At 61.5% G+C, this 24,560-nt stretch carries 25 protein-coding genes; 9 read left to right on the forward strand and 16 right to left on the reverse strand.

Going from position 1 to position 24,560, the window contains the following annotated elements; all coding sequences use genetic code 11:
- Positions 1-356 precede the first annotated feature (356 nt).
- Positions 357-932 carry a recombinase family protein gene (locus ACPFMJ_RS18725; protein WP_424361403.1) on the forward strand — a complete coding sequence of 192 codons (576 nt, stop codon included), beginning with the start codon at positions 357-359 and terminating at the stop codon, positions 930-932.
- Positions 933-1,036: 104 nt separating this feature from the next.
- Here ACPFMJ_RS18725 and ACPFMJ_RS18730 read toward each other — a convergent pair whose 3' ends face one another.
- The 5 genes from ACPFMJ_RS18730 to ACPFMJ_RS18750 form a co-directional block, all read right to left on the reverse strand.
- Entirely contained in the window at positions 1,037-1,921 is an 885-nt protein-coding gene (locus tag ACPFMJ_RS18730) for an HNH endonuclease (RefSeq protein WP_424361404.1), read from the reverse strand.
- A 3-nt stretch (positions 1,922-1,924) separates the two neighbouring features.
- On the reverse strand, positions 1,925-3,559 hold the full coding sequence (locus tag ACPFMJ_RS18735; protein ID WP_424361405.1) for an AAA family ATPase: 1,635 nt from the start codon (positions 3,557-3,559) through the stop codon (positions 1,925-1,927).
- Positions 3,560-3,936: 377 nt separating this feature from the next.
- Positions 3,937-4,194: a hypothetical protein gene (locus ACPFMJ_RS18740; protein ID WP_424361406.1), complete on the reverse strand. Its 258-nt coding sequence runs from the start codon at positions 4,192-4,194 to the stop codon at positions 3,937-3,939.
- A gap of 497 nt (positions 4,195-4,691) precedes the next feature.
- Positions 4,692-4,964 (reverse strand): hypothetical protein, encoded by a 273-nt coding sequence (locus tag ACPFMJ_RS18745; RefSeq protein ID WP_424361407.1) that lies wholly within the window; start codon positions 4,962-4,964, stop codon positions 4,692-4,694.
- Between the two features lie 302 nt (positions 4,965-5,266).
- Positions 5,267-5,935, reverse strand: a complete 669-nt coding sequence (locus ACPFMJ_RS18750) for an ArsR/SmtB family transcription factor (protein WP_424361408.1) — start codon at positions 5,933-5,935, stop codon at positions 5,267-5,269.
- A 108-nt stretch (positions 5,936-6,043) separates the two neighbouring features.
- Here ACPFMJ_RS18750 and ACPFMJ_RS18755 point away from each other — a divergent pair, with 108 nt between their 5' ends.
- The 4 genes from ACPFMJ_RS18755 to ACPFMJ_RS18770 all read left to right on the forward strand — a co-directional run bounded on the left by ACPFMJ_RS18755 (position 6,044) and on the right by ACPFMJ_RS18770 (position 9,141).
- Entirely contained in the window at positions 6,044-6,784 is a 741-nt protein-coding gene (locus ACPFMJ_RS18755) for an MBL fold metallo-hydrolase (protein WP_424361409.1), read from the forward strand.
- Positions 6,781-8,055, forward strand: a complete 1,275-nt coding sequence (locus ACPFMJ_RS18760) for an MFS transporter (protein WP_424361410.1) — start codon at positions 6,781-6,783, stop codon at positions 8,053-8,055. Before ACPFMJ_RS18755 ends, ACPFMJ_RS18760 begins: the two co-directional genes overlap by 4 nt.
- An 11-nt stretch (positions 8,056-8,066) precedes the next feature.
- Positions 8,067-8,426, forward strand: coding sequence for an SHOCT domain-containing protein (locus ACPFMJ_RS18765; RefSeq protein WP_424361411.1), 360 nt, complete (start codon positions 8,067-8,069; stop codon positions 8,424-8,426).
- 109 nt (positions 8,427-8,535) lie between these two features.
- The gene (locus ACPFMJ_RS18770; protein ID WP_424361412.1) at positions 8,536-9,141 is read left to right on the forward strand and encodes a class I SAM-dependent methyltransferase; all 606 of its coding nucleotides are present in this window, start codon (positions 8,536-8,538) and stop codon (positions 9,139-9,141) included.
- A 557-nt stretch (positions 9,142-9,698) separates the two neighbouring features.
- On the opposite strand, the gene ACPFMJ_RS18775 is transcribed toward ACPFMJ_RS18770, so the two are convergent.
- The 3 genes from ACPFMJ_RS18775 to ACPFMJ_RS18785 form a co-directional block, all read right to left on the reverse strand.
- Complete coding sequence (locus tag ACPFMJ_RS18775) at positions 9,699-12,743, reverse strand: primase-helicase family protein (RefSeq protein ID WP_424361413.1); 3,045 nt, start codon at positions 12,741-12,743, stop codon at positions 9,699-9,701.
- Positions 12,743-13,732 carry a ParB/RepB/Spo0J family partition protein gene (locus ACPFMJ_RS18780; protein ID WP_424361414.1) on the reverse strand — a complete coding sequence of 330 codons (990 nt, stop codon included), beginning with the start codon at positions 13,730-13,732 and terminating at the stop codon, positions 12,743-12,745. Before ACPFMJ_RS18780 ends, ACPFMJ_RS18775 begins: the two co-directional genes overlap by 1 nt.
- A gap of 76 nt (positions 13,733-13,808) precedes the next feature.
- Complete coding sequence (locus ACPFMJ_RS18785; protein WP_424361415.1) at positions 13,809-14,033, reverse strand: hypothetical protein; 225 nt, start codon at positions 14,031-14,033, stop codon at positions 13,809-13,811.
- A 126-nt stretch (positions 14,034-14,159) separates the two neighbouring features.
- Between ACPFMJ_RS18785 and ACPFMJ_RS18790 the strand changes: the two genes are divergently transcribed.
- Positions 14,160-14,663, forward strand: a complete 504-nt coding sequence (locus tag ACPFMJ_RS18790; protein ID WP_424361416.1) for a hypothetical protein — start codon at positions 14,160-14,162, stop codon at positions 14,661-14,663.
- A gap of 56 nt (positions 14,664-14,719) precedes the next feature.
- Positions 14,720-15,901, forward strand: coding sequence for a tyrosine-type recombinase/integrase (locus ACPFMJ_RS18795; protein WP_424361417.1), 1,182 nt, complete (start codon positions 14,720-14,722; stop codon positions 15,899-15,901).
- Between the two features lie 236 nt (positions 15,902-16,137).
- Here ACPFMJ_RS18795 and ACPFMJ_RS18800 read toward each other — a convergent pair whose 3' ends face one another.
- The 7 genes from ACPFMJ_RS18800 to ACPFMJ_RS18830 form a co-directional block, all read right to left on the reverse strand.
- Positions 16,138-16,755 carry a PAS domain-containing protein gene (locus ACPFMJ_RS18800; RefSeq protein ID WP_424361418.1) on the reverse strand — a complete coding sequence of 206 codons (618 nt, stop codon included), beginning with the start codon at positions 16,753-16,755 and terminating at the stop codon, positions 16,138-16,140.
- Between the two features lie 156 nt (positions 16,756-16,911).
- Entirely contained in the window at positions 16,912-18,687 is a 1,776-nt protein-coding gene (locus ACPFMJ_RS18805; RefSeq protein WP_424361419.1) for a DUF882 domain-containing protein, read from the reverse strand.
- A 308-nt stretch (positions 18,688-18,995) separates the two neighbouring features.
- The gene (locus ACPFMJ_RS18810) at positions 18,996-19,766 is read right to left on the reverse strand and encodes a hypothetical protein (RefSeq protein ID WP_424361420.1); all 771 of its coding nucleotides are present in this window, start codon (positions 19,764-19,766) and stop codon (positions 18,996-18,998) included.
- A gap of 80 nt (positions 19,767-19,846) precedes the next feature.
- On the reverse strand, positions 19,847-20,842 hold the full coding sequence (locus tag ACPFMJ_RS18815; protein WP_424363915.1) for an NUDIX hydrolase: 996 nt from the start codon (positions 20,840-20,842) through the stop codon (positions 19,847-19,849).
- Positions 20,839-21,357: a tyrosine phosphatase family protein gene (locus tag ACPFMJ_RS18820; protein WP_424361421.1), complete on the reverse strand. Its 519-nt coding sequence runs from the start codon at positions 21,355-21,357 to the stop codon at positions 20,839-20,841. Before ACPFMJ_RS18820 ends, ACPFMJ_RS18815 begins: the two co-directional genes overlap by 4 nt.
- Positions 21,358-21,378: 21 nt before the next feature.
- On the reverse strand, positions 21,379-22,020 hold the full coding sequence (locus ACPFMJ_RS18825; protein ID WP_424361422.1) for a hydrolase: 642 nt from the start codon (positions 22,018-22,020) through the stop codon (positions 21,379-21,381).
- 1 nt (position 22,021) lies between these two features.
- On the reverse strand, positions 22,022-22,639 hold the full coding sequence (locus ACPFMJ_RS18830; protein ID WP_424361423.1) for a DNA-3-methyladenine glycosylase I: 618 nt from the start codon (positions 22,637-22,639) through the stop codon (positions 22,022-22,024).
- Positions 22,640-22,840: 201 nt separating this feature from the next.
- On the opposite strand from ACPFMJ_RS18830, the gene ACPFMJ_RS18835 reads away from it, so the two are divergent.
- Entirely contained in the window at positions 22,841-23,377 is a 537-nt protein-coding gene (locus ACPFMJ_RS18835; protein ID WP_424361424.1) for a hypothetical protein, read from the forward strand.
- 135 nt (positions 23,378-23,512) lie between these two features.
- Positions 23,513-23,908, forward strand: a complete 396-nt coding sequence (locus tag ACPFMJ_RS18840; protein ID WP_424363916.1) for a DUF3126 family protein — start codon at positions 23,513-23,515, stop codon at positions 23,906-23,908.
- Here the strand turns inward: ACPFMJ_RS18840 and ACPFMJ_RS18845 are convergent, their stop codons facing one another.
- Positions 23,909-24,535 (reverse strand): hypothetical protein, encoded by a 627-nt coding sequence (locus ACPFMJ_RS18845; RefSeq protein ID WP_424361425.1) that lies wholly within the window; start codon positions 24,533-24,535, stop codon positions 23,909-23,911. It abuts the gene before it with no gap.
- Positions 24,536-24,560: the final 25 nt, after the last annotated feature.

Below are 24,560 nucleotides of genomic sequence, written 5' to 3' on the forward strand. Positions count from 1 at the left end.
CTAGGTTTGGGTTGGGAGCAGGCCAAAAAAGTCGGACACCTAAGGGAGACGGACTCCGTGATTAACCCACTCTCGCGCGGCATTTTGTTAATCGACAGCAAACGCCCCCGACTTCCGAGGGCAGTGGTTTTGAAAATACCCAACGGCACGACCGGAAAAACCGGCGTCGTCGCCTTGGCGCACGAAATTACAGCACGGCAGCGGCAGCGAAAGCGCTGATGTTAAACAAACGAACGTTTTTCTTACACCCGCACTTGCCACACGCAATCAGGCGTGCCGAGGCGCGCGCATGTGTAAATAAACCCGTTCGAAAATCTATTGTACAGAAAAAAGGTTCGTGATACGTTTTCCTTACAATGCTCCTCGGATACGCCCGCGTCTCCACCCTCGATCAGGATTTTGCCTTGCAGCTCGACGCGCTCAAGGTAGCGGGATGCGAGCGCATCTTTCAAGAAAAGGCATCCGGCGCGAAGGAAGATCGTCCGGAGCTCTCACGCTTCCTGGATCATGCCCGCGACGGCGACTTGCTGGTGGTCTGGAAGCTTGATCGGCTGGCGCGGTCGCTCAAGCAACTCGTGCTGGTGCTTGAAGATCTCGGCAAACGCGGGATAGGGTTCCGCTGTCTCGCCCCTGCTATCGACACCACCACCCCCGAGGGGCGGTTGGTCTATTCCATTACCGGAGCCTTTGCCGAGTTCGAGCGGGAGATCATCAGCCAGCGTACCCGGGCCGGACTTAAAGCAGCCCTCGCACGTGGCCGGAAGGGCGGCAGGCCCAAGGCGCTGAACACCGACGACCTGGCCAAGGCGCGGGCCATGTTGCGAGACCCTTCGATATCCGTAGCGGCGATCGCCAAGGTGCTGGGCGTCTCCCGCGTGACTATCTACTCGTATCTGCCAGAAGCCCGGACGCGGGCGCAGCAATCGGTTTAACGATGTTAACTTGGCATTCGGAGGCGATGGTCTGCATTGCGTTGATGAGGCTCGTGACGCATGCTGATCACCCGCGAGCTATTCTTCTTGGGATCGGCCCGTCGTCATGGCGTGGTCGGCGGCTCGGCTGGATAGGGCACCCGCACCTCAAGCAGTCCTCGGTCCAGGTAGGACCAAGGATCGGCGAGGAATGCTTCGCACGCGGAAAGTCCGCGCATAAGTGCCACCCGCCAGTGATTGAGCCCGAAGTCAGTCTCGTAGTCCATTGCCGAGCGCACGAGAAATGATCTCATTAGGTCCTGGGAGTTAGGCATGCCGCGGAACATCTTGAACGCGGGCTTCAGGTTGAACAAGAAGACGTTGATAGGGTCGGAGTACCGTGCGTTGAGGCTGAGGCGATCGAATTGGAAACGGAGGCGCTCGAGGAGCGGAGCTTCAAGGGCCGCGCTTTCGATCCGAAAGGATACGACGAGGACGCCGTCGTTGTAGTCCACATCGGCGTGCAAGAACGCCTCATCTGGCAACTGCTGAAAGTAGGCGTGAATCATGCCCTCGCCCGCGACGGGCTGAAGCGTTCCCTTCGCGCGGTTACACGGCTGACAGCTTGGCACGAGGTTGCGAGGGTAGATGGACAGGGCGCGGTATTCGTCTTTAGGAAGGTGATGATCGAGCGTGCTCGCTGGCGCGAACCCACATAGTGGGCACTCGACAACTGCCGCCAACAGAGCGCCCCGCAGCCCCGCTAGTCGGCCACCCTTCTGCACCTGACCATAGGCGGCGTGCAGCGCGTTTTTGCAATGGTCTAGCCCCGGCGGCATCAACGCTGGATCGGGTTCGCCCTCTAAAACGTCGTACGCGGCGTAGAGGGCATGAATAGAGTCGCGCTCGTTCGCGGTGAGCGCATAAACGACCGTTCCGTCCTTATGGACAAGCGCGGCGTCTAGTTGGGCGTCGATGTCGCCAACGTCAGGTCGACTTATCGTCCACATCCGTCAGGCTCCGCGCCCGCCCAACAGGCTCATAACGTAGGCGCGGGCTTGCAAGCTCATGCCGCGATCAAAAAGCTTCTCGATTGCTTCGAGGTCAGAGCCAGCTTCCACGAGCGCCCGCAGCGTCTGGTGGAAATCGGTAGCGCCGGAGTAGAGTCCGAATACCTCTTCAGTGATCTCGCCGATGCTCTCGCCGTACGTCTCTATCTTGGGCTCGAGGATGGTGACAATGTCGTTGACGCGACTGATTACCGAAACGTGCCGCCCAAGCGTCTCTTGCGCGACCACCGGCGAGTGAGTTCCGACAACCGCAAACGCGTCCTGTTCCTCCAAAACCACGCGCACGGCGTGCATTAGTGCTGCGAGGAGCGGCGGATGGAGATGACTTTCTGGCTCGTCGATCAGCACGATCGACTTCGGGTTCGTGTATGCCACTAGCGTCAAGGCAGTGTGCATTACGATCTTTTGGCCGGTACTCCAGCCCATGAACATCGCGCGGGGCGCGCCATTAAGCAGTCCCATAGGGTCCGGGATGTCGGAGAAAGAGGGATCCGCTAATAGGGGGGTAAGCGCGCGATTAAACAGGCGTACGCGGTCCACGTCGGAAATTGAGGCGATCATGCGCTCATATTCGTCCGCCAGCTGTTCGGATGACTTCAGATGGGTGCGGTCCTGGCGGTCAAGCGCGAAGCGATCGTCTGGCACTCTAGCCGTCGCCTGGTCCGCATCATTGAGCCTTTCCTCGAGCTCACGCGCGATGTCGCGTAACCCGGCAAAAACGTAGCGGCCGGTACCCCCGCGCAAATCGGTGATGATCTGCCTCTTCTCCTCGACATCGACCCCCGGGACTTGGAATGTGTCGAATGCACTATAGGAGACGGTGATTATCCGGGTGAAGCCGATGCCCGGGGGCTCGATCGTTCCGAGCCGCGACACCACTTTGCGACGTCGATCCGCCTGCGACGCGTGTAAGACGCGGGCCAGCCTCGCGAGAAGGGTGCTCTTGCCTGAGCCGTTGCGGCCCGTGATAACCGCGATGCGTTCCGGTAGGCCGGAGCGCATCCGCCCTTCGACGAAGAACTGCGGGAACCGCGGACCATCCTTCGGCGCGGAGAAGTTGAGGCGGAGTGGCAGCGACCATCCAGCCATGTGGAAGGTGAGGGTAATACCGACCGACGGCAGGTCATCGTAGTCCCGCTCGAGTAGTATGCGCGCGAGCGGCAGGTAGCTGTCGAGGTCGAGATCGCGGGTCACCGAGGTCTTCCAGCCTCTCTCCGCCACGAAGCGCTGGGCGTGCTCAGGGTAGACGAGTGCGTCTCGCAAGAAGGTAAGGATCTCGCCGCGAACGATTTTCGGCAGCGCCGCGAGCCGCTCATAGTAATCAAGCGATTGGCCCAGGGAACAAAAGTCGATCGGAAGCGGGCCTATTCGACCGGGGGGCAGGAGGCTGCCGCTCGTCTCCTGCTGACCAAGCTTTAGTATCTTCACGTTACCGACGAAACCATTGAACTCCGGCCCAAGGTAGTAGAGGTGGTACTGAGTTTTGAAGCCGAAGTCGTCCCAACGGTCTTGCACAAGCACTACCGATGCTGAACCCTTAGGCGTCCCACGCGCGGGTCCCACGACCTCGAACTCCACTTTGCGCTCCGCATTTTTAATGGGGCAATGGCCGCATGCCCTTGATTCGCCGCAGGTATAAGAGCGGGCGCTCGTTGCTATGGCAACTATCGTACTGACGCAATTTGTGAGACAGGCTATCCGAACTGGGTCGGGCTCGCGGGGAGCGCTTGGGGCGCTGCTGTTGGGAAAGCGAGACGTTCTGACCCGCGGGCGATCACCGACAACCCCAACTCGCTGGTCACCAAATGGGACAGAGAGCATTAATCCAATGTTCTCAGAGCCGTGCGTCAGCCTGATCGAAATGCAGGATGATCGGGCTATGGTTGAACGAAACCTCGACCGCCTCGTAGCGCCCAATCGAGGTTATTCGGACAAGTTTAATACGAAATCTGTCGCTATGATGCATCGCTTTGAACGCCAAGCTCCACAAGAGCGCTCGTTCTCTTCTCGTCTGCAACCCCAAGCTTATCCATGTATCTTTCTTCTTGCAAGATTAGTCTAAAATTTCTTATGCCATCTTGAAGTGCAGATAACTTTATTATGTCATCTATAATATGAATATCTTCGCTTGTGCTAATAGCGTCCAATAACTTTCTGCGGAGTCCCAACGCTTTTTCTAAAGCCAACTCCACGTCATAAGCATTCATGGACATAAATCGCATCCCTTGACGCACCCCCCGCTGCGCGTTGTTTCAATCATCGGCGTCGGCGTTACTCAAGCGGCGAGGGACCGGCAGCCAGACGACCGTATCAACGCTCACGGGCGGAGCAGCGTGGCTCTGATACCACCGGATTGTCAATTCCCAAGGGAGGGCTGGCAATTCGTGGCTCGGCGAGGGCATCAACAAATTTTCAAGAAAAAACGGAGGCGAAAACGGATCGCGTTTCATACTGCTTTCGTCCATGCTCTATGCCCAAAAATTCAATGGGACGGCGCGGCACGCGGCCTCGTTCGTATTTCAGAAAGAAGCCCGCCCGCTGGTCGATTACGGGAAAGGACAAAATTTCGGGCTCCGCAGAAAATAAAAGCTCCCCCTGGCACGTCGCCGTAGGAGCGGAAAATGTAGCGATCGCCTGTCTCGGTCTCAGGAGCGGACCCGCGCCGGGGGCGGCTGCTAATCCACAGCAAGACTTCGTTACCCTCTCGGCCTCAGAGCATGGCGTCTTGGCGGCTGATGATGACAAACGGCGGGCTTTCGTTGGATTGCACTTCGATCGATTTCCGCTTGGGCGCGACGTATTGCGCGAGTTCCTTTAACGCAGCGAAACGCAGCGCGCTCGGCTCACTTTCATCCATCGCCAGCCTCGCCATCGCCTCGATGGGGTCGCAACCGAGAACCTCGAGCTTTTCTTCAATAGACCGAGTGCGCTTGTTCGGTGTTCCTACCTTGCGGCCGCTTCCAGGTGGTTTTTGCCTCAGCATTTCTAATCTCGTCTACTTTAGGTGACGGCGACACGTCCTCGGGCCGCACCGCCCCTTGAAGGCGCGGATGAATTGGCGGCGGTCGGCCTTCGCGCCCCTTGCCGCCTCGGAAAAGATTTTGCTCACGCCAGCCGGTTGAGCGCCGCCCGCTGGGCGTCGAGGATCTGGCCGTCTCTATTGAAACGCGAGCAGAACCAATCATTGTCATGCAAGATAAGGTGGGACTCCAGGATCCTCTTGCAAGTATCTTGTGCAATTCGCACGTATTAGCGGGTCGTTGCGAAGGTTTTGAATTTTGCACGTCATGCACTGCCGATCGCAACGGGCAAAGTTGCCGCACGCCATTCTGGAAAACCATCCTCTAGCCGCCGCGCCTTGAAGCCACACTTGCGCAAAGCGGCAACGGCTTCGTAGGAGAGGACGCAGAATGCGCCCCGGCAGTAAGCGACAATCTCTTTAGAGGGATCGAATTCGGAGAGCCGTGCTTCGAGCGCGCGGAGCGGAATATTCACCGCGCCAGGCACATGCCCTAACGCGAATTCGTCTTCCGGCCGCACGTCGAGAACCGTGACTGTCCCGGCGCGGAGCCTCTCCGCTAACTCTGCGCGAGAAACCGGCTCCAGGCTATCACGATCGTCGAAATAGCTGCGCACGATCCGTTCAACCTCAGCGACGTTGCGCTCGGCGATTTTACGCAACGCGGCCAAGAGATCGAGAACGCCATCATCGGCCAGTCGGTAATAAACAAACTTCCCTTCGCGCCTTGCTCCGACCAACCCGGCGCGGCGCATATGCTGAAGGTGCTGCGACACATTGGCGATCGAGAGCCCGGTCTTCTGCGCAAGCCCTTCAACGCTGCGTTCGCCCTGAGCGAGCTGCTCCATCAATTCAAGCCGGTGAGCGTGGCCTAAAGCTTTTGCGACAGCGGCGAACTCCGCGAACAACGCCTGTTTCGGACTTTGGGTTGACATCAGAAGCCCTGCCTATATCATTCAAGTGAATAATTGAATGTTTTCCCCATGCTTTGTCAAGACGCCTTGCGGCAGGCGCGGGGAGAACGAGAAGATGCGGAGGCCTCCATGATCTTGCGCCAGTTCCTGCATGCCAGCCCGGTTGCGGCTTCTTACCTTTTCGGCTGTGGCGGACGCGCCGCCGGAGCGGTCGTCGATCCGGTTGGCGATATCGCCTCGTATCTGAAGACAGCCGAAGAAACCGGCATGCGCATTCGCTACGTCATCGACACGCACCTGCATGCCGATCACGTTTCGGCAGGCCGCGCATTGGCTGAGGCTTCCGGCGCGCCGTATGCGCTGTTCGCCGAAGCAAAAGTATCCTTCCCCTTCCATGGCGTAGGCGACGGCGACGTTTTGGAGCTGGGCAACGTCACAATCAGCGTTTTGCACACGCCGGGCCATACGCCCGAGCATATTTCGCTGCTTGTCACCGATCGCACGCGCGCGGATGAGCCTTGGTTCGTATTGACCGGCCACACGCTTATGGTGGGCGATCTTGGCCGCACCGAACTCGTCGCCCATGCCGAGGAAGGTGCGCGCGTGTTGTTCCGCTCGGTGCAGCGGCTGAAGGCGCTCCCCGATTATGTCGAAATTCTACCGGGGGCTTATTCCGGCTCGGTTTGCGGGCGTAGTCTGAGCGGCAAGCCAAGCTCAACGATCGGCTTTGAGAAGCGCCACAACAAGGCGTTTCGTGTCGAGGATGAAGAGGCTTTCGTCCGGGCCATGGTGGCCGACATTCCACCACCACCCGCGCATGCGGCTGAAATCCGCGCCGTCAATTCTGGCTTGAAGGAAGCGGCGGAATGAGCGTGTGTGACACAAGCGCGCCCACTCGCTCCCCCTCCGGCGTAACCCTCGGGTTGCTCGCCAATTGGCGGCAGTTCGCGCTGCTCGTTCTGATCAACGCTTTTGTTGGCGGCATGGTCGGCATCGAGCGCACGGTAGTGCCGTTGATTGGTTCCGAGGAATTCGGCATCGCCTCGACCACGCTGGTGGTCTCGTTCATTGTCAGCTTCGGCGTGGTCAAAGCCTTCGCCAATCTGGTCTCGGGGCACCTCGCCGACGTCTGGGGCCGCAAACGCGTGCTGGTGCTCGGCTGGCTGATTGGCCTGCCGGTTCCCTTCATGATCATGTGGGCTCCAAGCTGGGGATGGATTGTCGCCGCCAATGCGCTGCTCGGCATCAATCAAGGCCTCGCCTGGTCGATGACCGTCATCATGAAGGTCGATCTCGTCGGCCCCAAGTCGCGCGGCCTGGCCGTGGGCCTCAATGAATTCGCCGGTTATCTCGCGGTCGGCGTCACTGCTTTTCTCACGGGCTATCTCGCCTCTGAATACGGGCTGCGGCCAACGCCCATTTATTTGGGGATCGGTTACGCAATTGCGGGCGCACTGCTCTCCATCCTTCTGGTTCGCGACACACGCGCCCATGTCCGCGCGGAAGTCGGCGATACGCCGCACGAAGCCGCTGCCATGGGCTTTTGGGAAGTGTTCACGCTAACCTCCTTCCGCGACCGCAATCTCTTCGCCGCCTCCCAGGCGGGACTCGTCAACAATCTAAATGACGGCATGAGTTGGGGCATTTTCCCGCTGTTCTTCGCCGCTTTCGGCCTCGGCGTCGAGCGGATCGGCATTCTCAAAGCCGTCTATCCGGCGAGCTGGGGCGTTCTGCAAATCGCAACCGGCCCCTTAAGTGATCGCTGGGGACGCAAAGGCCTGATCGTCGCGGGCATGTGGGTGCAGGCCGCCGCTCTGCTCCTCGTGGCTTTGACGCGCGAATTCCATTTCTGGCTGATCGCCAGCCTGCTCCTCGGCTTGGGGACCGCCATGGTCTATCCCAGCCTTATCGCCGCGGTGTCAGACGCATCGCATGCAAGCTGGCGCGCGCGTTCGCTCAGCGTCTACCGCTTTTGGCGCGACCTCGGCTACGCGATCGGCGCGCTCTCCGCTGGCGTGATCGCAGATATGTTTGGCATGGCGTGGGCAATCGGGGCGATCGCCGTTCTCACCTTTGTCTCAGGCCTAATCGTTGCGTTCTTGATGCGTGGTTCTCAACCGGCCAATGACAAGCGACCGTAAGGAGGAAGCCCATGAACGGCCACAAGACACTCATGGCGGCGGTAAACGCAGCGCTTATCTTGCAACCCACTTGGAGTTTGGCGCAAGCCGCGACCGAAGCCGACAATTGGGACCGACACATGTCGCAAATGATGTGGGGCGGAGGCTGGTGGGGTATGATCTTTGGGCCGTTGTTCATGATCCTCGCGCTCGGCGCGGTGATCGCGATCGTCGTTCTCCTTGTTCGCGGGCTGGGAGGCCCGTGGTATGCCGCACAACCGCCCCATCAACCGCCTCCGGGCCGCGCGCTCGATATTCTCAAAGAGCGTTTCGCCCGCGGCGAAATCGACAAGGACGAATACGAGGAACGTCGTCGCGTAATCGAACAGTAAACATATGGAGACTGGGGCACAAAAGCAGTTGATTGCGTCCTATGCGCGCTGGCGATCGGACAGTCTCGGCCAGATCACCGATGCGCTTGAGCAACAGCTCCTCCTCGAAATGCTCGGGCCGGTCGCCGGCAAGACGTTACTCGACGTTGGGTGCGGCGACGGCGCTCTTATTGTGCAACTCGCCCAGCAAGACGCGGTCGTGACCGGCCTTGATCGCGACTCGACGATGCTTGCCGCCGCGCGTCGGCGCGCCGAGACCGCGAATGTTCAGTTGCGGCTAGTCGAGGGGAAGGCCGAGACGCTCCCGTTTCCCGATGCGGCGTTCGACCGCGTCCTTGCGGTTGCGGCCCTCTGCTTCATTCCCGACGCCGCGCGGGCCGTGGCCGAAATGGCCCGCGTGCTGAAGCCCGGCGGCCTGCTTATTATTGGAGAACTCGGCAGCCGAAGCCTATGGGCCGCCTACCGCCGCATGCGTGGCTGGCTCGGTCATCCCGTATGGCGCGCGGCCAAATTTCGCGCACCCGCCGAAATTCGCCGACTGACCAGCAAGGCGGGACTCGACCTGCTTGAGACACGCGGAGCCGCGTATTATCCCCCATGCGGGCCGGCGGCGCGGCTACTTGCCACTGTCGATCCATGGCTCGGGCGGCGACTAACTTTCGGCGCTGCATTTATCGCCCTATCCGCAGCGAAGCCAGCCCGTTTTTTCCCCTAAGCTTGATGACGCTGTGTCGAGGTTCCGGCGCGGTGCTCTCGGCAGCGGCATAAGGCCCATTGTGGAATGCGAAAAGGCCGTCTACATGGGCGGCCTTTTCCTTTTACGCCTGTCTCGAAACTCTTGAGTTTCACGATCTCTGGCGAGCGGCATTCCCCCAGCAGCCTGCCATGCGGCGTATCAAGAAGCGCGACATAAGTTGCCGACACAGGTGCCACAGGCCGGCCAAGGGCTACTTGTGACGCGCAATCCCTTACTCTTCTAAGGGAGTAGGGAGATACACAGGATACACAGGCAAAAGAGGGTCGCGCGTATACGAAGGTGAAAGACCGAGCCGATCCCGTTTTTGCGCGCATAGAAAGAATTTCGACTCTGCCTGTGACACCCGTGTAGCCATCCAAAACCATTGGTTTTTCTATGCGTTGCGTAACACTAGCAAACGTCTCGCCCACACGGGTTTACCTGTGCAGATCGGCCGCATAATGTAAAAGTCGGAGTTACATAGCCTGCGTTTTAACCCTCCCGCTAAGCGCACGGGCGACAGCTTGCCGGAAGCCTCACATGGGAGGAATTTCGTCTATCCCGTCAAACGTCGCGTCTTCCGGCCATTCCAACGCAAACCCTGTCGCCTTGGCGAAGGTCTCCCGCGCGTCGGCTAATGCCCCAAACCGATAGGCGTGCTTGCGATTGGGATTGTAACGAGTGCGCGCCTCCAGCCCTTTGCCGTGTTCGCCGCCGAAGGCCGCGCGCGATTGCGTCACTCTCGTGAAGCCCATGGCGCGAAGAAACTCCCCGAACCGGTTCGGCGCGAGCCTGTGCCGGTCGCCCTGATCCTTGGCGTAACGCTCATAGGCCGCGAACAGAAAATCGGTCGTGACCGCCTCGTGCCACTGCTCCATTTCGCTCAAGCCAAAAGCCGACGCTTGCACGTATCCTTGGTAAAGGACTCGATAAAGCCATATTTCCTCGGTTTTCAGCGACTGTATCTTCTGATCTTGCAGGGCGTCCGTGCTCGGGAATTTGCGAACGTCGAAGGTCGCAAGGTTCACGCGTTGCAAGTCATACAGCATGGCCTCATAGCCGCCGCCGTCCAATTCCTTCTGGATCGCGCCGAAATGTGTCGTGTCATCCTTATGCTCGCTCGACACGTCGAGAACGAAATAACGGCGAGCGCCTTTCGACGCCGGAACGACCCAATCATTGTTACTTGCCATGATCAGATGGACAAAGTTCGGGCTCTGCACGGCGTCTTTGCCTTTGCCCTCAATCGTGAGAGTCCTTTCAGTGACGATAGCGTTGAGGACGCCGATATGTTGCTTGTCCCCGGCGAAAAACGCTTCATCGGCGAACAGCATGCAGCAATCTTGCAGGTGCGCGTTGAAATTTCCGACAAGATGTTTGGCGCTGCTAATCTGCATCCCGTGTCGTCCGAAGAGGAACGCCATGGCGCGCCCCAGGAAGCCCTTTCCCACACCTTCGTCGCCACGCATGACGACAACGACCTCACCCTGCCTTTCGGGGTGCTGCACGGCGTTGGCCAGCCAGCGAATCAGGTACTTGAAGCACTTCTTATTCCGACGGCAGACGACCTTATAGAGATGCGTCCTGAACCGCTTCCAGCCCCCTTTCTTCGGTTCGACGCCAAACCCTTCCCAAAGATTGAACTGGTCCGGCTTATGCCGCTTGCCTGGGTCGAATGTGACCCCGCCGAGATATTGCCGACGGTCAGCGCTTTCGAGCCAATAGCGTCCGAAGCCGACTACAGTTTGCCCCCGGCCCGTCTCGATTGAGACGCGCTGGTTCATATAGGCGGTTTCAAAGTCCCTCGGCCTTATGTGCGCGTAGAATTTCCGCTTGAGAACCGGGTCGAATCGTTCCTGAAAGACGAACGCCTTACCGCCTTCCAGAACAAAGAAATGATACCGGTTCAGCTCGGCGACCTGGCGGTCTGCGGCGCTTTTTTCCTCTTCCCTCTCGCGCTTCCTCTCGTCCCTGTCCCGCGTCTTTTCATGCCGGCGATGCTTGGCGCTTTCCTCTTTCAGACATTCCCTTAACGCTCCGGCGTCCAGGCTCCAGCGATAGCAAAAATGCTTTCGCTCATTCGGGTCGCCCTGGTAGTCGTGCGACGTTCTTGCAAACAAGGCGATGGCTTCGTTCCGCAGCGCCTTGTATTCAGGGCTCCGCTTCTCGAGACTTTCAGTTTTTTGATGCAGTTCGTCGATGCGTAAGAGGATCGTCGCGTCGTCAAGGTCTTTGTCGCCGCGAAGCTCATAGCGCCGCTCCAGACCGTGGGCGAAGGATAGAATGAAGACGCCATTCCTTGCCCGCCGCACGATCGCATTTGACCGGCTGTAGGAAGCGCCCTCGATAGGGTCGGCGAACCATTTGCCCTCATAGCGCGCGGGATCGCCGAGCACTTCCCGCACGCTCGGCTCGCCCAGCCCATGGTTGCGAAAATCAAGGATGGCGTCGGGCATTAGAACGCCCTCCGCCCAGTTCCGCGCCGTCTCTTCCGCCTGTTCCCGGCTGACGCCGCGTTTGACCAGTTCCTCAACTCGGTTGGCTTCAAACTGTCGGCGCGTCTCTTCCGTCTGCGGCGCAAGCGCCTCTTTAGAGGCGTCAACCGCCATTTGCCGCGCCCGTTTTTCGTCGGGCGTCAGGTCGAGACACAGCTTTGTGTCGAAAGGCGCGCCGTCATGAACGTCCGGCAATGGCCGTTGCTGCGCTAGCGGCGGCGCTAGATCGGGCGTGGCTTCAAAATTGAGTCGCTCGCCAGCGCAAACGGAGCGGTCAACAATCGACCGTTCCAACAGTGCGCCATTCCTGGCGACGATATGCCAACCCAGTCCAGCGATCCAAGCCCGGTCGTGCAGCGCGTACAGGAAGCGCTTGGCGTCGCGGCCGTCCGCGACCAGCGCGTAAACGTGCGCCCCGGCCTTCTCGAACCGCTCGCCAGTGTCCGTGCGGTATATCCCGCTGCTTGTTGACAGGCGGCGGATGTAGCCTGCGGCAGTTAGGCCAGGGCAGATGTGGTCGAGAGCGCCAAGGAAGCCGCCGAGCGCGTTGAGCCTATCCTTGACGGCGGCGGGCATTCCCTTCGTGTCGAAGTCCAGCAACACAAGGCCCGGCAACCCCGGCCTGTAGGAGATCGTCTTCGCGCTGCGCGGCGCGCCTTTGCTCAGCTCGGCGGTTTCCTCCCCGAGGAGAACGATCCGAACGCTGTCGGCAATGTCGTCGTGCAATCGGCCAAGGCTATACGCGACATTGCGCGGGGTCTGGTCCAAAAGCTTGGCGAACTCTCTCCAATCGGGGAGCCGCAGGCGCTCCATATCGCCACGCGCCATTTGACACTGGCTCGAGTCGCTGACCAGCTTGCCGTCAGCGCCGAGGCTGATGCGTTTCGTTAACGGGCCGGCGTCCTTGGTGACGCGCACAAGTTCGATGGCCGTGAGGGTTTCACTCGCGCCGTTGGCGTCGCCGTCGTAACCGAACGCGGGCTCGCGGCTATCGCGGGGCGCGCCAAACCCATCGCGGGTATATTGAACTTTCCCCGCGGGACCGTCGTCAACGAGCAGGTCGCGCGGATCGGTGGGGGAGCGCATTAGGCCGCGTCCCTTTCTGGGCTGGCTATCGCGTCGGCGACAGCGCGCGCCTTGGCGTCGCCAAGCCCGGCGCGGATCGTCTCGGCGATTGTCGCGGCGTCGGCTTTGGGATCGAGGACAATCCCGTCATCCCGATACAATTCGAGCTGATGGTTGACGCGGGCAACTTCAGCGTTGGCGCGGGTGAGTTCGGCGCGAAGCGCGTCGGCGTCGCCATGATTGGCGCTGTTGTCTAGTTGGCGCTCGTAAGCTTCTTCGTCACGCTTGCCTTGGGCCTTCTTGGGCTGCGCTTTCAGTTTTTTCTGCTTGGTGGCGGGCTTGGCGACCGGCTCGTCGGCGGGCTCTAGGGGCTTGTCAGCGGCGTCGGCGGACGCATCGCCTTGCTCCGGCCCTTCGGCGGGCTCGGCGTCGTCAGCGGGCTTCGCAGCGGCCCTACGCGCCGTCCCATGCGCAGCCGGTTCCGACGCTTTCTTTGCATAATTGCAGGCGCTCCGGGCAGGATCCTTTATCAGCGTTACTGCCCAGGAGACAGCCATTCTGCCCGACTCGATTTCAGCCGTTATTTTGGATGTGCCGTGTTTCAAAATCTTCGCGGCGTCGGTGACGAGGCGTCGCGAGACGTTGAACATCTTCGCAGCTTCCTCTTGTGAAATTTTTTTGCGCAAATTTGCGCAGTTTTGCAGCTTCGCCGCAGCCAAGGCGCGCTGGCTCTCGTTAAGGTGTCGGCGGTGAAGGTTCGCCGAGAGCACGAAGCCAAGCGGATCGTCGCCTTCATATTCCTCGAAGTATGGGTCCACGCCCGCCGCCTCGCAGGCGCGAAGGCGATTGCGGCCATCAAGGATGACCCAGCCCCTGTCGCCATCCGCTGTGCGGATTATCGGCTCGCGCAAGCCCTTGTCGCGAATATCTTCGACGAGCGCGGAGAACGCTTCCCCTTCAAGCAGTGGGAACAGGTCCGCCGCCCAGTGGGATTTGTATTTATCCATCATAGCCGTTCCTCGCCTTCATCGTCTCAGTTCCGACGGCGAAAGTTTCGGGCGGAGCGTGGCAGTAGGAGAACACTGGTTACGCGCCTCCTTGCTCGCGGCGGCGCAGCTCCTCAATCAACGTCGAACGACGCGCGTGCCAAATACGGCCAAGCTTGAATACGCCCGGCAGCTGGCCGGTCGCGCACAGGTGAAAACCCTGCCGCTCCGACACTCCCAGAAAGTCGGCGATTTCCTTGGCCCCTCGGAGCAGATCGTCCTTTAGGGTAGCCGGCTGCGGCGGTTCCGCTTGTAGCTTGAACATGTCTGCTGCCTAGTAATCGTAAGGTTACAATTACAATTAAGGCCAAAGAGTACCATGGCAAGCGTACACTTGCGATTTATTTCCGCCGGCCTATATCTCGGAGGAACAAGCCGAGGAGGCGGGACCTTGTTTACATACGGTCAAGTTGAAGCGGCCTTGGCCAAGCTGCACGGGGTCGATAGTCGCGCACTCGGCGCTTTTCGTGGGCGTATCAAGCACTTTCAAAGGCTTGGCATTGTTCCGTCATCTCCAGGGCGTGGGAGGAAGATTTCCTACGAAATGGAGCACGTTCTTATCTGGACGTTTTGCCTAGAGTTGTCCCAGTTTGGCATTGATCCGACGATAATTGAGAGATTCGTAAGGGCGTCTGGCTATGCAATTATCGCAGAATTTGAAAAGGCGTCGCGGCTTACGGAAGATATATACTGGGCTTTCTATCCAAACATTATGTCTAACTGGTTTTATAGTGATGATGGTCTCTTCGGGACTATAAGAACAGACTGCTTCTCTGCTTCTCAAGTATCCGCAACAAAAATAGAAGTGGAATTCGGTCGCAGGGTTTCGCTAATAAACCTGACGAAACTCAAAAAAGAACTCGACGCCGCCTTGGAAGAGCTCAAAGATGACTAAAATCCTCACCTGAGGGACGTTGCTGTGGCTCGGCCGTCTGCCGAGGGAGGATAGTGGTGTCGGTTCGCAAGCGTAGGTGGAAAACAAAAGAGGGCGAGGAGCGTGAGGGCTGGCTCGCTGATTATCGGGATCAAGGTGGCAAGCGCCATCAGAAGCTGTTCGCTCGAAAGAAGGATGCTGACGCATTTTTGGCGCAAGCGAAGGTGGAGGTGCGTGCCGGAGTCCATACCTCAGAAAGCCAGTCGCCGACGGTCGCCCAGGCAGCGGCCCTTTGGTTGAGTGACCGCGAAGCAAATGGTCTAGAACGCGCGACGTTGGCGCAGTATCGGCAACATGTGGACCTTCATATCAATCCCGTAATTGGTTGCGTGAAGCTCTCTAAGCTTACGACGCCGATGGTCGTTGATTTCCGAGAGGTCCTGAGGTCTGGCGATGCTACGCTTGGCCCGCTGGGACACCCTAGATCTCCCGCTCTGATCCGCAAAATCTTGACTTCCCTTGGTTCGCTCCTCGCCCACGCGAAGGAAAGCGGAAAAGTTTTTGGCGCAAACCCGGTTCGTGAGCTTGCGCGTGCGAGAAGGGCAGGGGAAGAGCGTGGAAGGGATAGGCTTGAGATAGGGCGCGATATCCCCAGCCGCGACGAAATAAAACGCTTGCTTGAACTCATTCCGTCCGATCAAGAGCCAATCCTGCTGGTCGCGATCTTTTGCGGCCTGAGAGCCTCTGAGCTTCGCGGTTTGCGTTGGTCCGACATTGACTTGAAGTTTGGCGAGATTCATATCCGCCAACGTGCAGACCGGTATTGCAAAATTGGGCCGCCAAAATCAAAAGCCGGCAATCGAAAGATACCGGTACCCCCAGGAGTATTGAAGCGTCTAAAAGCTTGGAAGCTGGTTTGCCCGATAAGCGCGGGGACGCTGGTATTTCCTTCTCCCTCCGGCCTTGTCCAACATCATTCGAATATCGTGCGCCACATCCTGAATCCCGCTTTGATGACGGCCGCCATAGTTAATGGTGATGGCGCTCCCAAGTATGGGCTTCATTCGCTGAGACATTTCTTTGCAAGCTGGCTCATTAATAGAACACGGGACGGGGGGCGTGAAATGCCGCTCAAAGCCGTTCAGGTCCTGATGGGGCATAGCTCAATCACGATCACCGCCGACAGATATGGACATCTGTTCCCTCGGGGAGATGATGCGGCAGAGCTGGCAGATGCGGAGCGGAAGCTTCTTGGTTAGCAAAGTCGGATGCAACAAAAACGCAACACTGAATACCTCTGCACCGATAAAAATCTTTTAAATACAATCAGCTATGAAGCGACGGCGTAGGACTGTAAATCCGCTGGCTAAGCCTTCGTAGGTTCGAGTCCTACTTCCCCCACCATTCCAGCGCGCCGACGACTTCGTTCTAGGCAGAGCGCCCCAACGTCAGGGGCCGAAATTCCGTTCCAAAGCCCTGCACGAGCGGGCGCGCTTCAGGTCAGCTCGCTCTTTCGCTGCCGCGACGCCGGCATGGCGCGTTTTTGCGCCGTCACATCCACCGCGACGCCGATCAGGCGCATGGGCCTGCCTTCCGGATCGCGCTCCACCTGCCCGCGCTCGCTGTACCAAGCGGTCGATCCGTCGGAGTTGATCACCCGGATCTCGCTCTCGAAGCGCCCTTCGGGATCCGCCAACGCCTCCTCGATATCGATTCGAAATCTCTCCCGGTCGTCATGATGGACCGCGTCCAGAACGGCCTCGAAACTGTTGAACGGTCCGTGCGCAGGAGAAAGGTCGAGCTTCTCCGCATCGAAGCGCTGCACCCTGTCTTCGACGATATCCCACTCGAAGCAAATCAGCTTCGCGGCGTTCAGCGCGAGCTGAAGCCGAATTTCGTTGCGGCGCGCCCGCGTCATGAAGGCGGAATATCTCTCGGAGGCGCGTTGGCTGGATTTCCGGGTGTCGTGACCCGAGACCGTGTATCGGCGGACGCCGAGATCGTCGACATAGGTCAGGAGGGAGGCCGGAACCGGGTCATGCGGTTGGGCGTCCTTGAAGGCGGCGAGCTTGGCGAGCGCCGCCTCGCGGCGCTTGCATCGGGGACGAGGCATAACATTCGACTTTGTCTAAGAGCCGCCTTCTCCAGGCGCTCGAACAACGGGTTTCGTCGGCGGCTGCTATCGTCGTTTGTTTATTTATAAACAACGAGTCGCCTGCCAAGTTGACCGCTGCCTTTTAAGCAAGCTCGCTGCCGCTGTCGAACGCGCTTATTTCTTCTCGTCGCTTTTCGCCTTGGCGCGCGGGCCGCCTGGCGCGAATTTATCCACAGACGGGGCGGCGGCCGGGGCTGCGAAGCCCGCGAGACTCGCGGGGCGTGCGGGCGGCAACAGCACGCTGGACTCGCCAGCGCGGGCCGCGGAACGGACCGCGGTGATCGGGGCGCCCAGAACGGAGCGTGCGGAGGCGCGCGCCGCTGGCGTCGCGGCGGTCAGGGTGCTGAAATTCGAACGGTCGAGCCGCGCCGGGACGAGAGCGGCCTTCTGCGCGATCTTCCCATCGTCGTCGGGCCTCGGGGCGGCGGTCCGAACGCCGCGCGGGGCGTAGGCGAGAGCATCCTCGTCCTTGTTCCGCTGCTCTTCTGGCGCATCGACAATATGGGCGATGGCGTGGGAGGCGTTGGCCGGGCGTTCGCTTGGCGCCGGCGCGTCTGGCTCCGCCGGGACCGAGGCGATCAGTCTCGAGGGACGGCGGGGCGGGGTCGGCGCGTTGACGAAGCGACGGCGTTCGGTCGGCTCTTCGACGACGTTCTCCTGGGCGTCGGCGGAGGAGCGCAAATCCTGGGCGCCGGCGGGCTCGACGCTGGCGACCTCGGACGGCATCTCCTCAAGCGGCGTCGGCTTGTCGATCGAGGCGGGGCGGCCTGGCGGGGGCAGGGGCACGCGGGCGTATTTCGGCCGCTTCGTCTCTTCTTGCGGAGCCTCCGCGCCTTCGTCCACGGGCGGCGCGGCGGTCTGGGGCCCGCGGGCCGACGGCGGCGCAACGGCGACGGCGCCTGTGGCTGTCATGGCGGTCTCGCCGCGGGGGAGATCCGCCTCGGCGCGGGCGATCTGGTTGCGGCCGCGCCGGCTCGTCTGCTGCTCGACAGCGCCGCCTTCCTCGCCGCCGCCCTCGTAATCGGCCTGGGCGTTGCGGGCGTTACGCGGCGCGAGCGCCGCCCACTGCTTGCGGGTGCTCGGCGGCGGGGCGGCAATCTCTGCGTCTTCGTCCTCGCCGCCGCCCATGCCGAAGAGGGACGCGAAGAAGCCGCCGAATGTCCGACGCGGCGCGGTGACATAGGCGCCGTTGCCGCGCGCCTCGATCTCGGCGCGGGCCTCTTCATATCCGGGCAGCGGCTGGCCGTTGGTCGGGAGGTGGACGGTTTTCCCGTCGGGGAAGAGCCGGACAAGCTGATCGTAGCTCATGCGCGGCCAGGATCGCACATTGCCGACGTCGAGATGCACGAAGGGGGTGTTGGCGTTCGGATAATAGCCGACGCCGCCGCGCTGCATGCGCATCCCGATTTCGCGGATGTTGGACATCGGCATGCCGGGCATGGTCGTGTCCATCGCCTTGCCGAGCATGTGCTGGGAATATTTGGCGACGGCGCGCGAACGGGCGCGGAGCATGGCGTTCGTCTCGGGCGAACGATAGGCGGAGACGACGTTGACGACCTGATTGCCGGCGCCGGCCGAGCGGTAGGCTTCCCACACGACGTCGAAGAGGCGCGGGTCCATATTGGTCGGCTCGTCGCGGCGCCAGTCGCGGAGGAACCAGTTCAGCTGCTGCAGCACGCGGCTGTCATACTGCCCGTTGACGAGATAGGTGGCGGCGATGTCCTCGCCTGTATGGGCGTGATGGAGATAGATCGTCCGCGTGTCGCCGTTCGCCACGGCGGTTTCGGTGATGCTTGGCGTCAGAAACGCGAAACCGACGACGAAAAAGCCCAGTGCGAGCGAGAGCGGCGAGGCCGATTTGCGTTGGTCGCTGTCGCGAGGCGTCGTCAAGAGGGTCGCTTCCCCGTCTGGCGTTGAGCCCGCCTTATACGACGAACTCAAGGCTGTGCTCCATCCCTGGTCCCGCGCGCCGGCGGAGAACCCGCTGCGGGACGCCTCCCTTGGTTCGGAAGGCTCGAAATCTTGCGGCTTCAGCCGACGTGTCGGCGGAGGAAGCGAGCCGTCTGCGACAGGTTAATGCCTACAAACCTCCAGAGGCTGGCCCGCCAGCCTGGACTCTCCCCTCACGCCTTGACGGTTAGGGTAACATCGTGGCGAAAAATAGCCCGGGGACTTGCCCCGGGGCGGTCCTGCCCGCTTCAGCGCGTTTCGACGCGCAGGAACTTGGCGCTGAGGATGGGCTGGGAGCCTGAAATCATGGCCATTCCGACCGTCGTGTCCTTGGCGGTGAAGGCTTCGGAAGGCGGGCGGCGCGGCGGCAGCGGGATATCGGCCAGCGCCGGCTTGGGCAAGCCTGTCATCGGCTCCGAGCGCGCGACGGCGTCGGACGTCACGCGCGAGCGGTCCGCGACGGCGACCCGGACCGAGCCGCTCGCCGGCCCCTGGGGCGTCGCGAAGGCGCTGGCGACAGCGGTCTGGACTCTCGAGGCGATATCCGTCCACGAGCCCGAGCCGCCGGCGCTCGGCGGCGGGTTCGCGCTCGCGACCGCCGTCGGCGCCTGCCGCTGCCTGCGGTTCGCGATGAGGACCGGATTGTCGCCCTCGCAATTCCGCATGCCCAGCGCAATCAGCTCGCGCCCGCTCAAGACCCGATATTCGCGCGTCAGATAACCGAGCCGCGCCTGTACGGCGGCAGGGTAGGAGGCGAAAAGCTTGGAGGAGATGCCCTCGTCCGCTTCCCTCGTGATGGCGTTGTAGGCCTTGTGGAATTTCACCTGCGCGTCGGGATAGACGCAGACATTGGGCAAGCTCAGGGCGAGCGTGCAGGCCGAGCGGCACTCGTGGAGCCGAACCTCGCGATTTTCGCGGCGATATTGTTCGGTCGCGGCTTCATAATCGGTGACGAGCCCGCCGACGTCCTTATAGACGATGACGGGCGCCGGAGCCGGCGGCGGCGAAAGATAGCCCAAAACGCACCTCTACGCTTCACGGACGCGACGCTGTGGAGGAAATGTTCACCATGACATAGTGAACAAATTGCAAAGAGCCATCAGCTCTTTATGCCCACGCGCAGGCCCGGCGAAGGTCGTTCTTGCAGAACATTGCGGCGAAAATGGAAAAGGGCGGCGGGACGTCCGCCTGTCCTTAACGACATTTCACCCGTGGGCTCCACAATTGCAGAAGTTTCGACCAATCGCCGGAAATTCTGCTTGTGGAGATGGCGTCCCGCAATCGCTTCAACTGTCCGTTGTAGTTCGGTGAGGGTGAAAGCCGCGGGCATCAGCTCGAAGATGACAGGGCGATACTTCATTTTCGCCCGAAGCCGCCCCATCGCCGTGGCGAGAATCCGGCGGTGGTCGTGCCGCATCGGGACACCGAGCGGATCGAGCCGGGGGCGCTTCGCCGCCGCCTCGCGGCCGTCGCGCAACGCCTCCTCCAGAAGGCCCGCCTCATAGAGAAGCTCGTAGCGCTCGAGGACGTTTTCCTCGTTGAAGCCGCGTGCGCCGAAAAGGACGTCGACGCGCTGCCGCCGCGACAGGCCCGCGGAGGACACGGCGTTCGGCGCCTCCGCAACCCAGGCGGAGAGCCCCGGCGCGATCGTCGTCTCAATGACGTCTGGCCGGCCGTCGCGCCAGTCCTCCCAGGGGAAGAAATCGTGCCAGCTCCGCCAGGAGCCGATGGCCGGCCGCTGGCTGTCGTCGCCAATGCGGGTCAAGGCCAGATAGCCGACGGAGACGACATGCGGATCCCGGTCGCCGGCGCGGGCGTGGCGGCCCCGGTCGCCGAATGTATAAAGCTGTTCGACATAGCCGAGCGGGGCGCCCGTTTGCTCCGAGACCCAGGCGCGCAGGCCGATCTCGAAGGTCCGATGGCGGATGGGATCGAAGGGGCCGGAGGGCAGGGCGGCGACGGCGCCGGCCTCGTCCGCGCGCGTCGTCAGGATCAGCGGCTCGTCGTCGCGGACGGCGACGATCGCCGCGGTCAGACCGATCTCGACCGGGGGCGAAAGCGTCGGGCTGTCAGGCGCCGCGAGCGTCGCGGTCAGGTCAGTTCGAGCGCGAAAGGCGCCCCCTCGAAGCAGTCGGCTCCACGGCCGATGGCGGCGATGGCGGCGACCATGCGGCCCTCGCGTCCCATGCGCCTGTCGGCGAGAGCGACAAGGCGGCGGTTCGGCGTCGCGGTCGGCGAGATGCGGCGCAGCTCCTGCGCCACTTCAAACTCGCAGCGATGCGGCGCGAGGGCGCAGGCGGCGACATAGGCGGCGGCCGGAGAGCGGCTCACCCCGGCGTAGCAATGAATGACCAGGGGATCCGCCTGATCCCATTCCTCGATGAAGGCGAGAAGTCGGTCGATGTGCTCCTCGCCGGGGAGGATATGGCCATCCGTCGGGGCGACGATGTCGGAGACCGCAATGCGCAAATGGCGTTCGCGGGCGATTTCGCAGGGACGCACCAGCGAGGCGCCGGCGGTCAGAATCGTGACGAGCGAGCGCGCGCCGCTCGCCCGCACCGTATCGACCACCTTCGTCATGGAACAGACGTAAAGTCGCCCGTTCGACATCTGAACCCTCTTGGACTTCCGTTACAAGCGGTCGATCTCGTGAAAGCGGGACAGGAACCGCGCCTGCGTCTCCTCCACCGGGGCGGGCGCGAGCGCGTCCGTCAGCGCCTGCGGCGAGATCGCAGGACGGCCGAAGATGCGCTCCGCCTCGCTCCGTGTAAAGCCGGCAAGCGCCACCGCCTCGAAAAAAGCGGACGCCCGGTCGGCCTGCTTGGCGAGCTTGACCATGGCGGGCGCGGGCGTCGCCGGCAGGGAGAAACGCAGCAGGATCGCCCCGAGAATGCGGTTTTCCACCGATTTGTAGGCGTCCCCGATCACCGCCTTGAAGGGCGAGATCATGTCGCCGATGACATATTCCGGCGCGTCGTGCAGCAGCATGAACAGCCGCTCGGCCCGGCCGATCGAAGGCTCCATCTCCGCGGCGATCTTTTCCACAAGCAGACTATGCTGCGCGACGGAGAAGATATGCGGCCCGACGGTCTGGCCGTTCCAGCGCGCGACCCGGGCGAGGCCGTGGGCGATGTCTTCTATCTCTATATCGAGCGGGGAGGGATCGAGAAGGTCGAGGCGGCGGCCGGAGAGCATCCTCTGCCAGGCCCGCGGGGCCGCGTCCCTCGCGCCGCGCTTCTTTGCGGCGGGTTTGTCGGCGAAGGCGTCGGCCATCTTAAGCCTTCGCCCGCACATGGCAGTCAGCCAGATGATCGTTCACCATGCCGACCGCCTGCATGAAGGCGTAGACGATGGTCGGGCCGCAGAATTTGAAGCCTCTGGCTTTCAAGTCCTTGGAGAGGCGTTCGGAAACGGCGGTCTGCGTCGGGATCTCGGCGATCCGCCTCGGCCGGTTGTCGATGGGAGCGCCGTCGACGAAGCCCCAGAGGTAATCGGAGAAGCCCTCAGCCGCCTCGATGTCGAGCCAGGCGCGCGCGGAAAGGACGGCGCCTTCGATTTTGGCGCGATTGCGCACGATGCCGTCGTTTTGCATCAATTCGTGCACGCGGCGCTCGTCGAAACGCGCGATCGCCGACGGGTCGAACCCGGCGAAGGCGGCGCGGAAGGCCTCGCGCTTGCGCAAAATCGTGATCCAGGAGAGGCCAGCCTGGAACCCGTCGAGAACCAACTTCTCGAAAAGCGCCCGCGAGTCCCGCTCGGGCCGCCCCCATTCCTCGTCGTGATAGGCGACATAAAGTGGGTCGCTTCCCGGCCAGGGGCAGCGGGCAAGTCCGTCCGCGTGCTCGACAACGCAGTCCCCCCAGCTTTTGGGTTGTTCGCGGGCGGGCGGCAAGCGGCGATTCTCCCTGGTTGGGGGTGCGGCGATGAAGCTCGCGCCTTATCGCGCGTTCAGATTGCGTTCACAACCACGTTGGGACTATCGTTGCGCCGCCGCAGATATGTCGTCGCAGCCATTATTGGCGCGTACTGTGCTTATTGCGCCGTCGAAAGTCCGCTGCCGAAGTTCCAAGCGGCTTCCATAAGGGAGATTTATATGGTGATCCGTCTCGTTGTTTCCCGCGCTGCGGTAGGCCTCCTAGCCATGGGCCTCGGCGTGGCCGTTTCGGGCGAAGCCTTCGCCCAGGCCAATGTGCTGAAGGAATGCGGATCTCGTTATCAGGCCAAGAAGGCGGCCAATGAACTCGCCGGCCAGAGCTGGCAGGATTTTTTGAAGGATTGCCGCGCGAGCCTCGCCGAGACGAAGCCCGCCGAAGCCGCTCCGGCGGCTGAAGCCGCCAAGCCCGCAGAGCCGGCCAAGCCGGCCGAAGCCGCGAAGCCGGCCGAACCGGCTCCGGCTCCCGCCGCCGAGGCCGCCAAGCCCGCCGAAGCCGCCAAGCCCGCCGAAGCCGCCAAGCCGGCCGAAGCCGCGAAGCCCGCCGCCGACACGAAGGCCGCCACCCAGAGCCGCCAGAAGAAGTGCGCCGCGGAGTGGAAAGAGAAGAAGGCGGAGCTCGTCAAGGCCGATAAGAAGCTGACCTGGCCGAAGTACTGGAGCGCCTGCAACAAGCGCCTCAAGGAAGCCGGCGAATAAGCTCCTCTGCCTATCGTTTGCGAGCGTCCGGCGAAACGATTCGCCGGACGTTTCTTTTTGTCCCGAACCCATCTTGCCCGGGGCGCCGCTTCGTGTCACAGGACTTTCAAAGTGACGCATATGTCGGAGGCGGGCGTGGAAAAAGGCGAGTTGCGACAGTTGCAGGCGTTCCTGCGCCGCTCGTTCGGCAACGAGGACATTCGCGTCTCGCTCGATCCGAAAAATACCGAGAACGCCGCTGTCCAACTCGGCGAGCGCAAGATCGCCTCCATTTCGGTCGACGACGAGGATGGTGACCGCTCCTTCGCTTTCGAGATGAAGATTCCGGTCGGGCGCGAGGTGCTGCAGTCCTACCTGCGCAAGCTTTTTGAGAACGACAAGCTCACCATCGTCGCGCGCGGCAAGAAGGTCGATTCCGTCGAGCTGAACACGGACGGCGAATTTCTCGGCGTCATTTCCGCCGATGACGCAAAGCTCTCCAGCTTCACGCTGCAGATCGCCATTCTGGATTTCGATCTCGAAGAAGAGTGATCAGCGCTTTTTGCGGCGCGCCGTCATCCTGGCGAGCAGAGCATGCGCACCGTCAGAGAGCGCGTCCCAATGCTCAAGCAGCGCGGGCGGATAACGCAGTTCGACGTCCAGCGCGCCTTCTCGAAAAACTGAAATGCACGCCTCGCCCGGCGCGGCTGCGTCGGGCTTCGGGCAGCGCGCGAAAAAGGTCCGCCCATCGGGCGGCGCGATAAGCAGCTCTTCCGAGTCGTAAGGCGATCCCTGCTCGAAATGTCGCAGGACGAGTCCGCCCGGGCCTTCCAGGGTCTCGGGCGTCAAAAAGCGCGCATAAAGTTTGGCTGGCCGCTCGCTCGGATTGAGCCCTTCTTCCTTGGGCGTCAAGGTGATTGCGACGGCAGGCGCGGCGGCGCGGTCCTTGGCCGCGAGCGGCGCGAATTTCGGAAAAGAAACGATGAAGGCGAGATGGTCGGAGAGCCCGCCGGCGCCGGTCGCATCGTCGCGCGCATAGGCTCGGGCGTAGGAGAATTTCACGCCCGCGAGTTCCGCCTGGATCAAAGTCTCGGGCGCTTCCTCCCGCGCTACGAAAAGCATGAAGGCGCCAATGGCGAGGACAATCACGAGCAGCGCGGAGGCGATGATCAACCGCATCGAGAATCTACCCCGCTACATGCGC

Origin of the sequence: Methylocystis parvus (assembly GCF_049675845.1) — a bacterium.
GTDB lineage: Bacteria > Pseudomonadota > Alphaproteobacteria > Rhizobiales > Beijerinckiaceae > Methylocystis > Methylocystis parvus_A.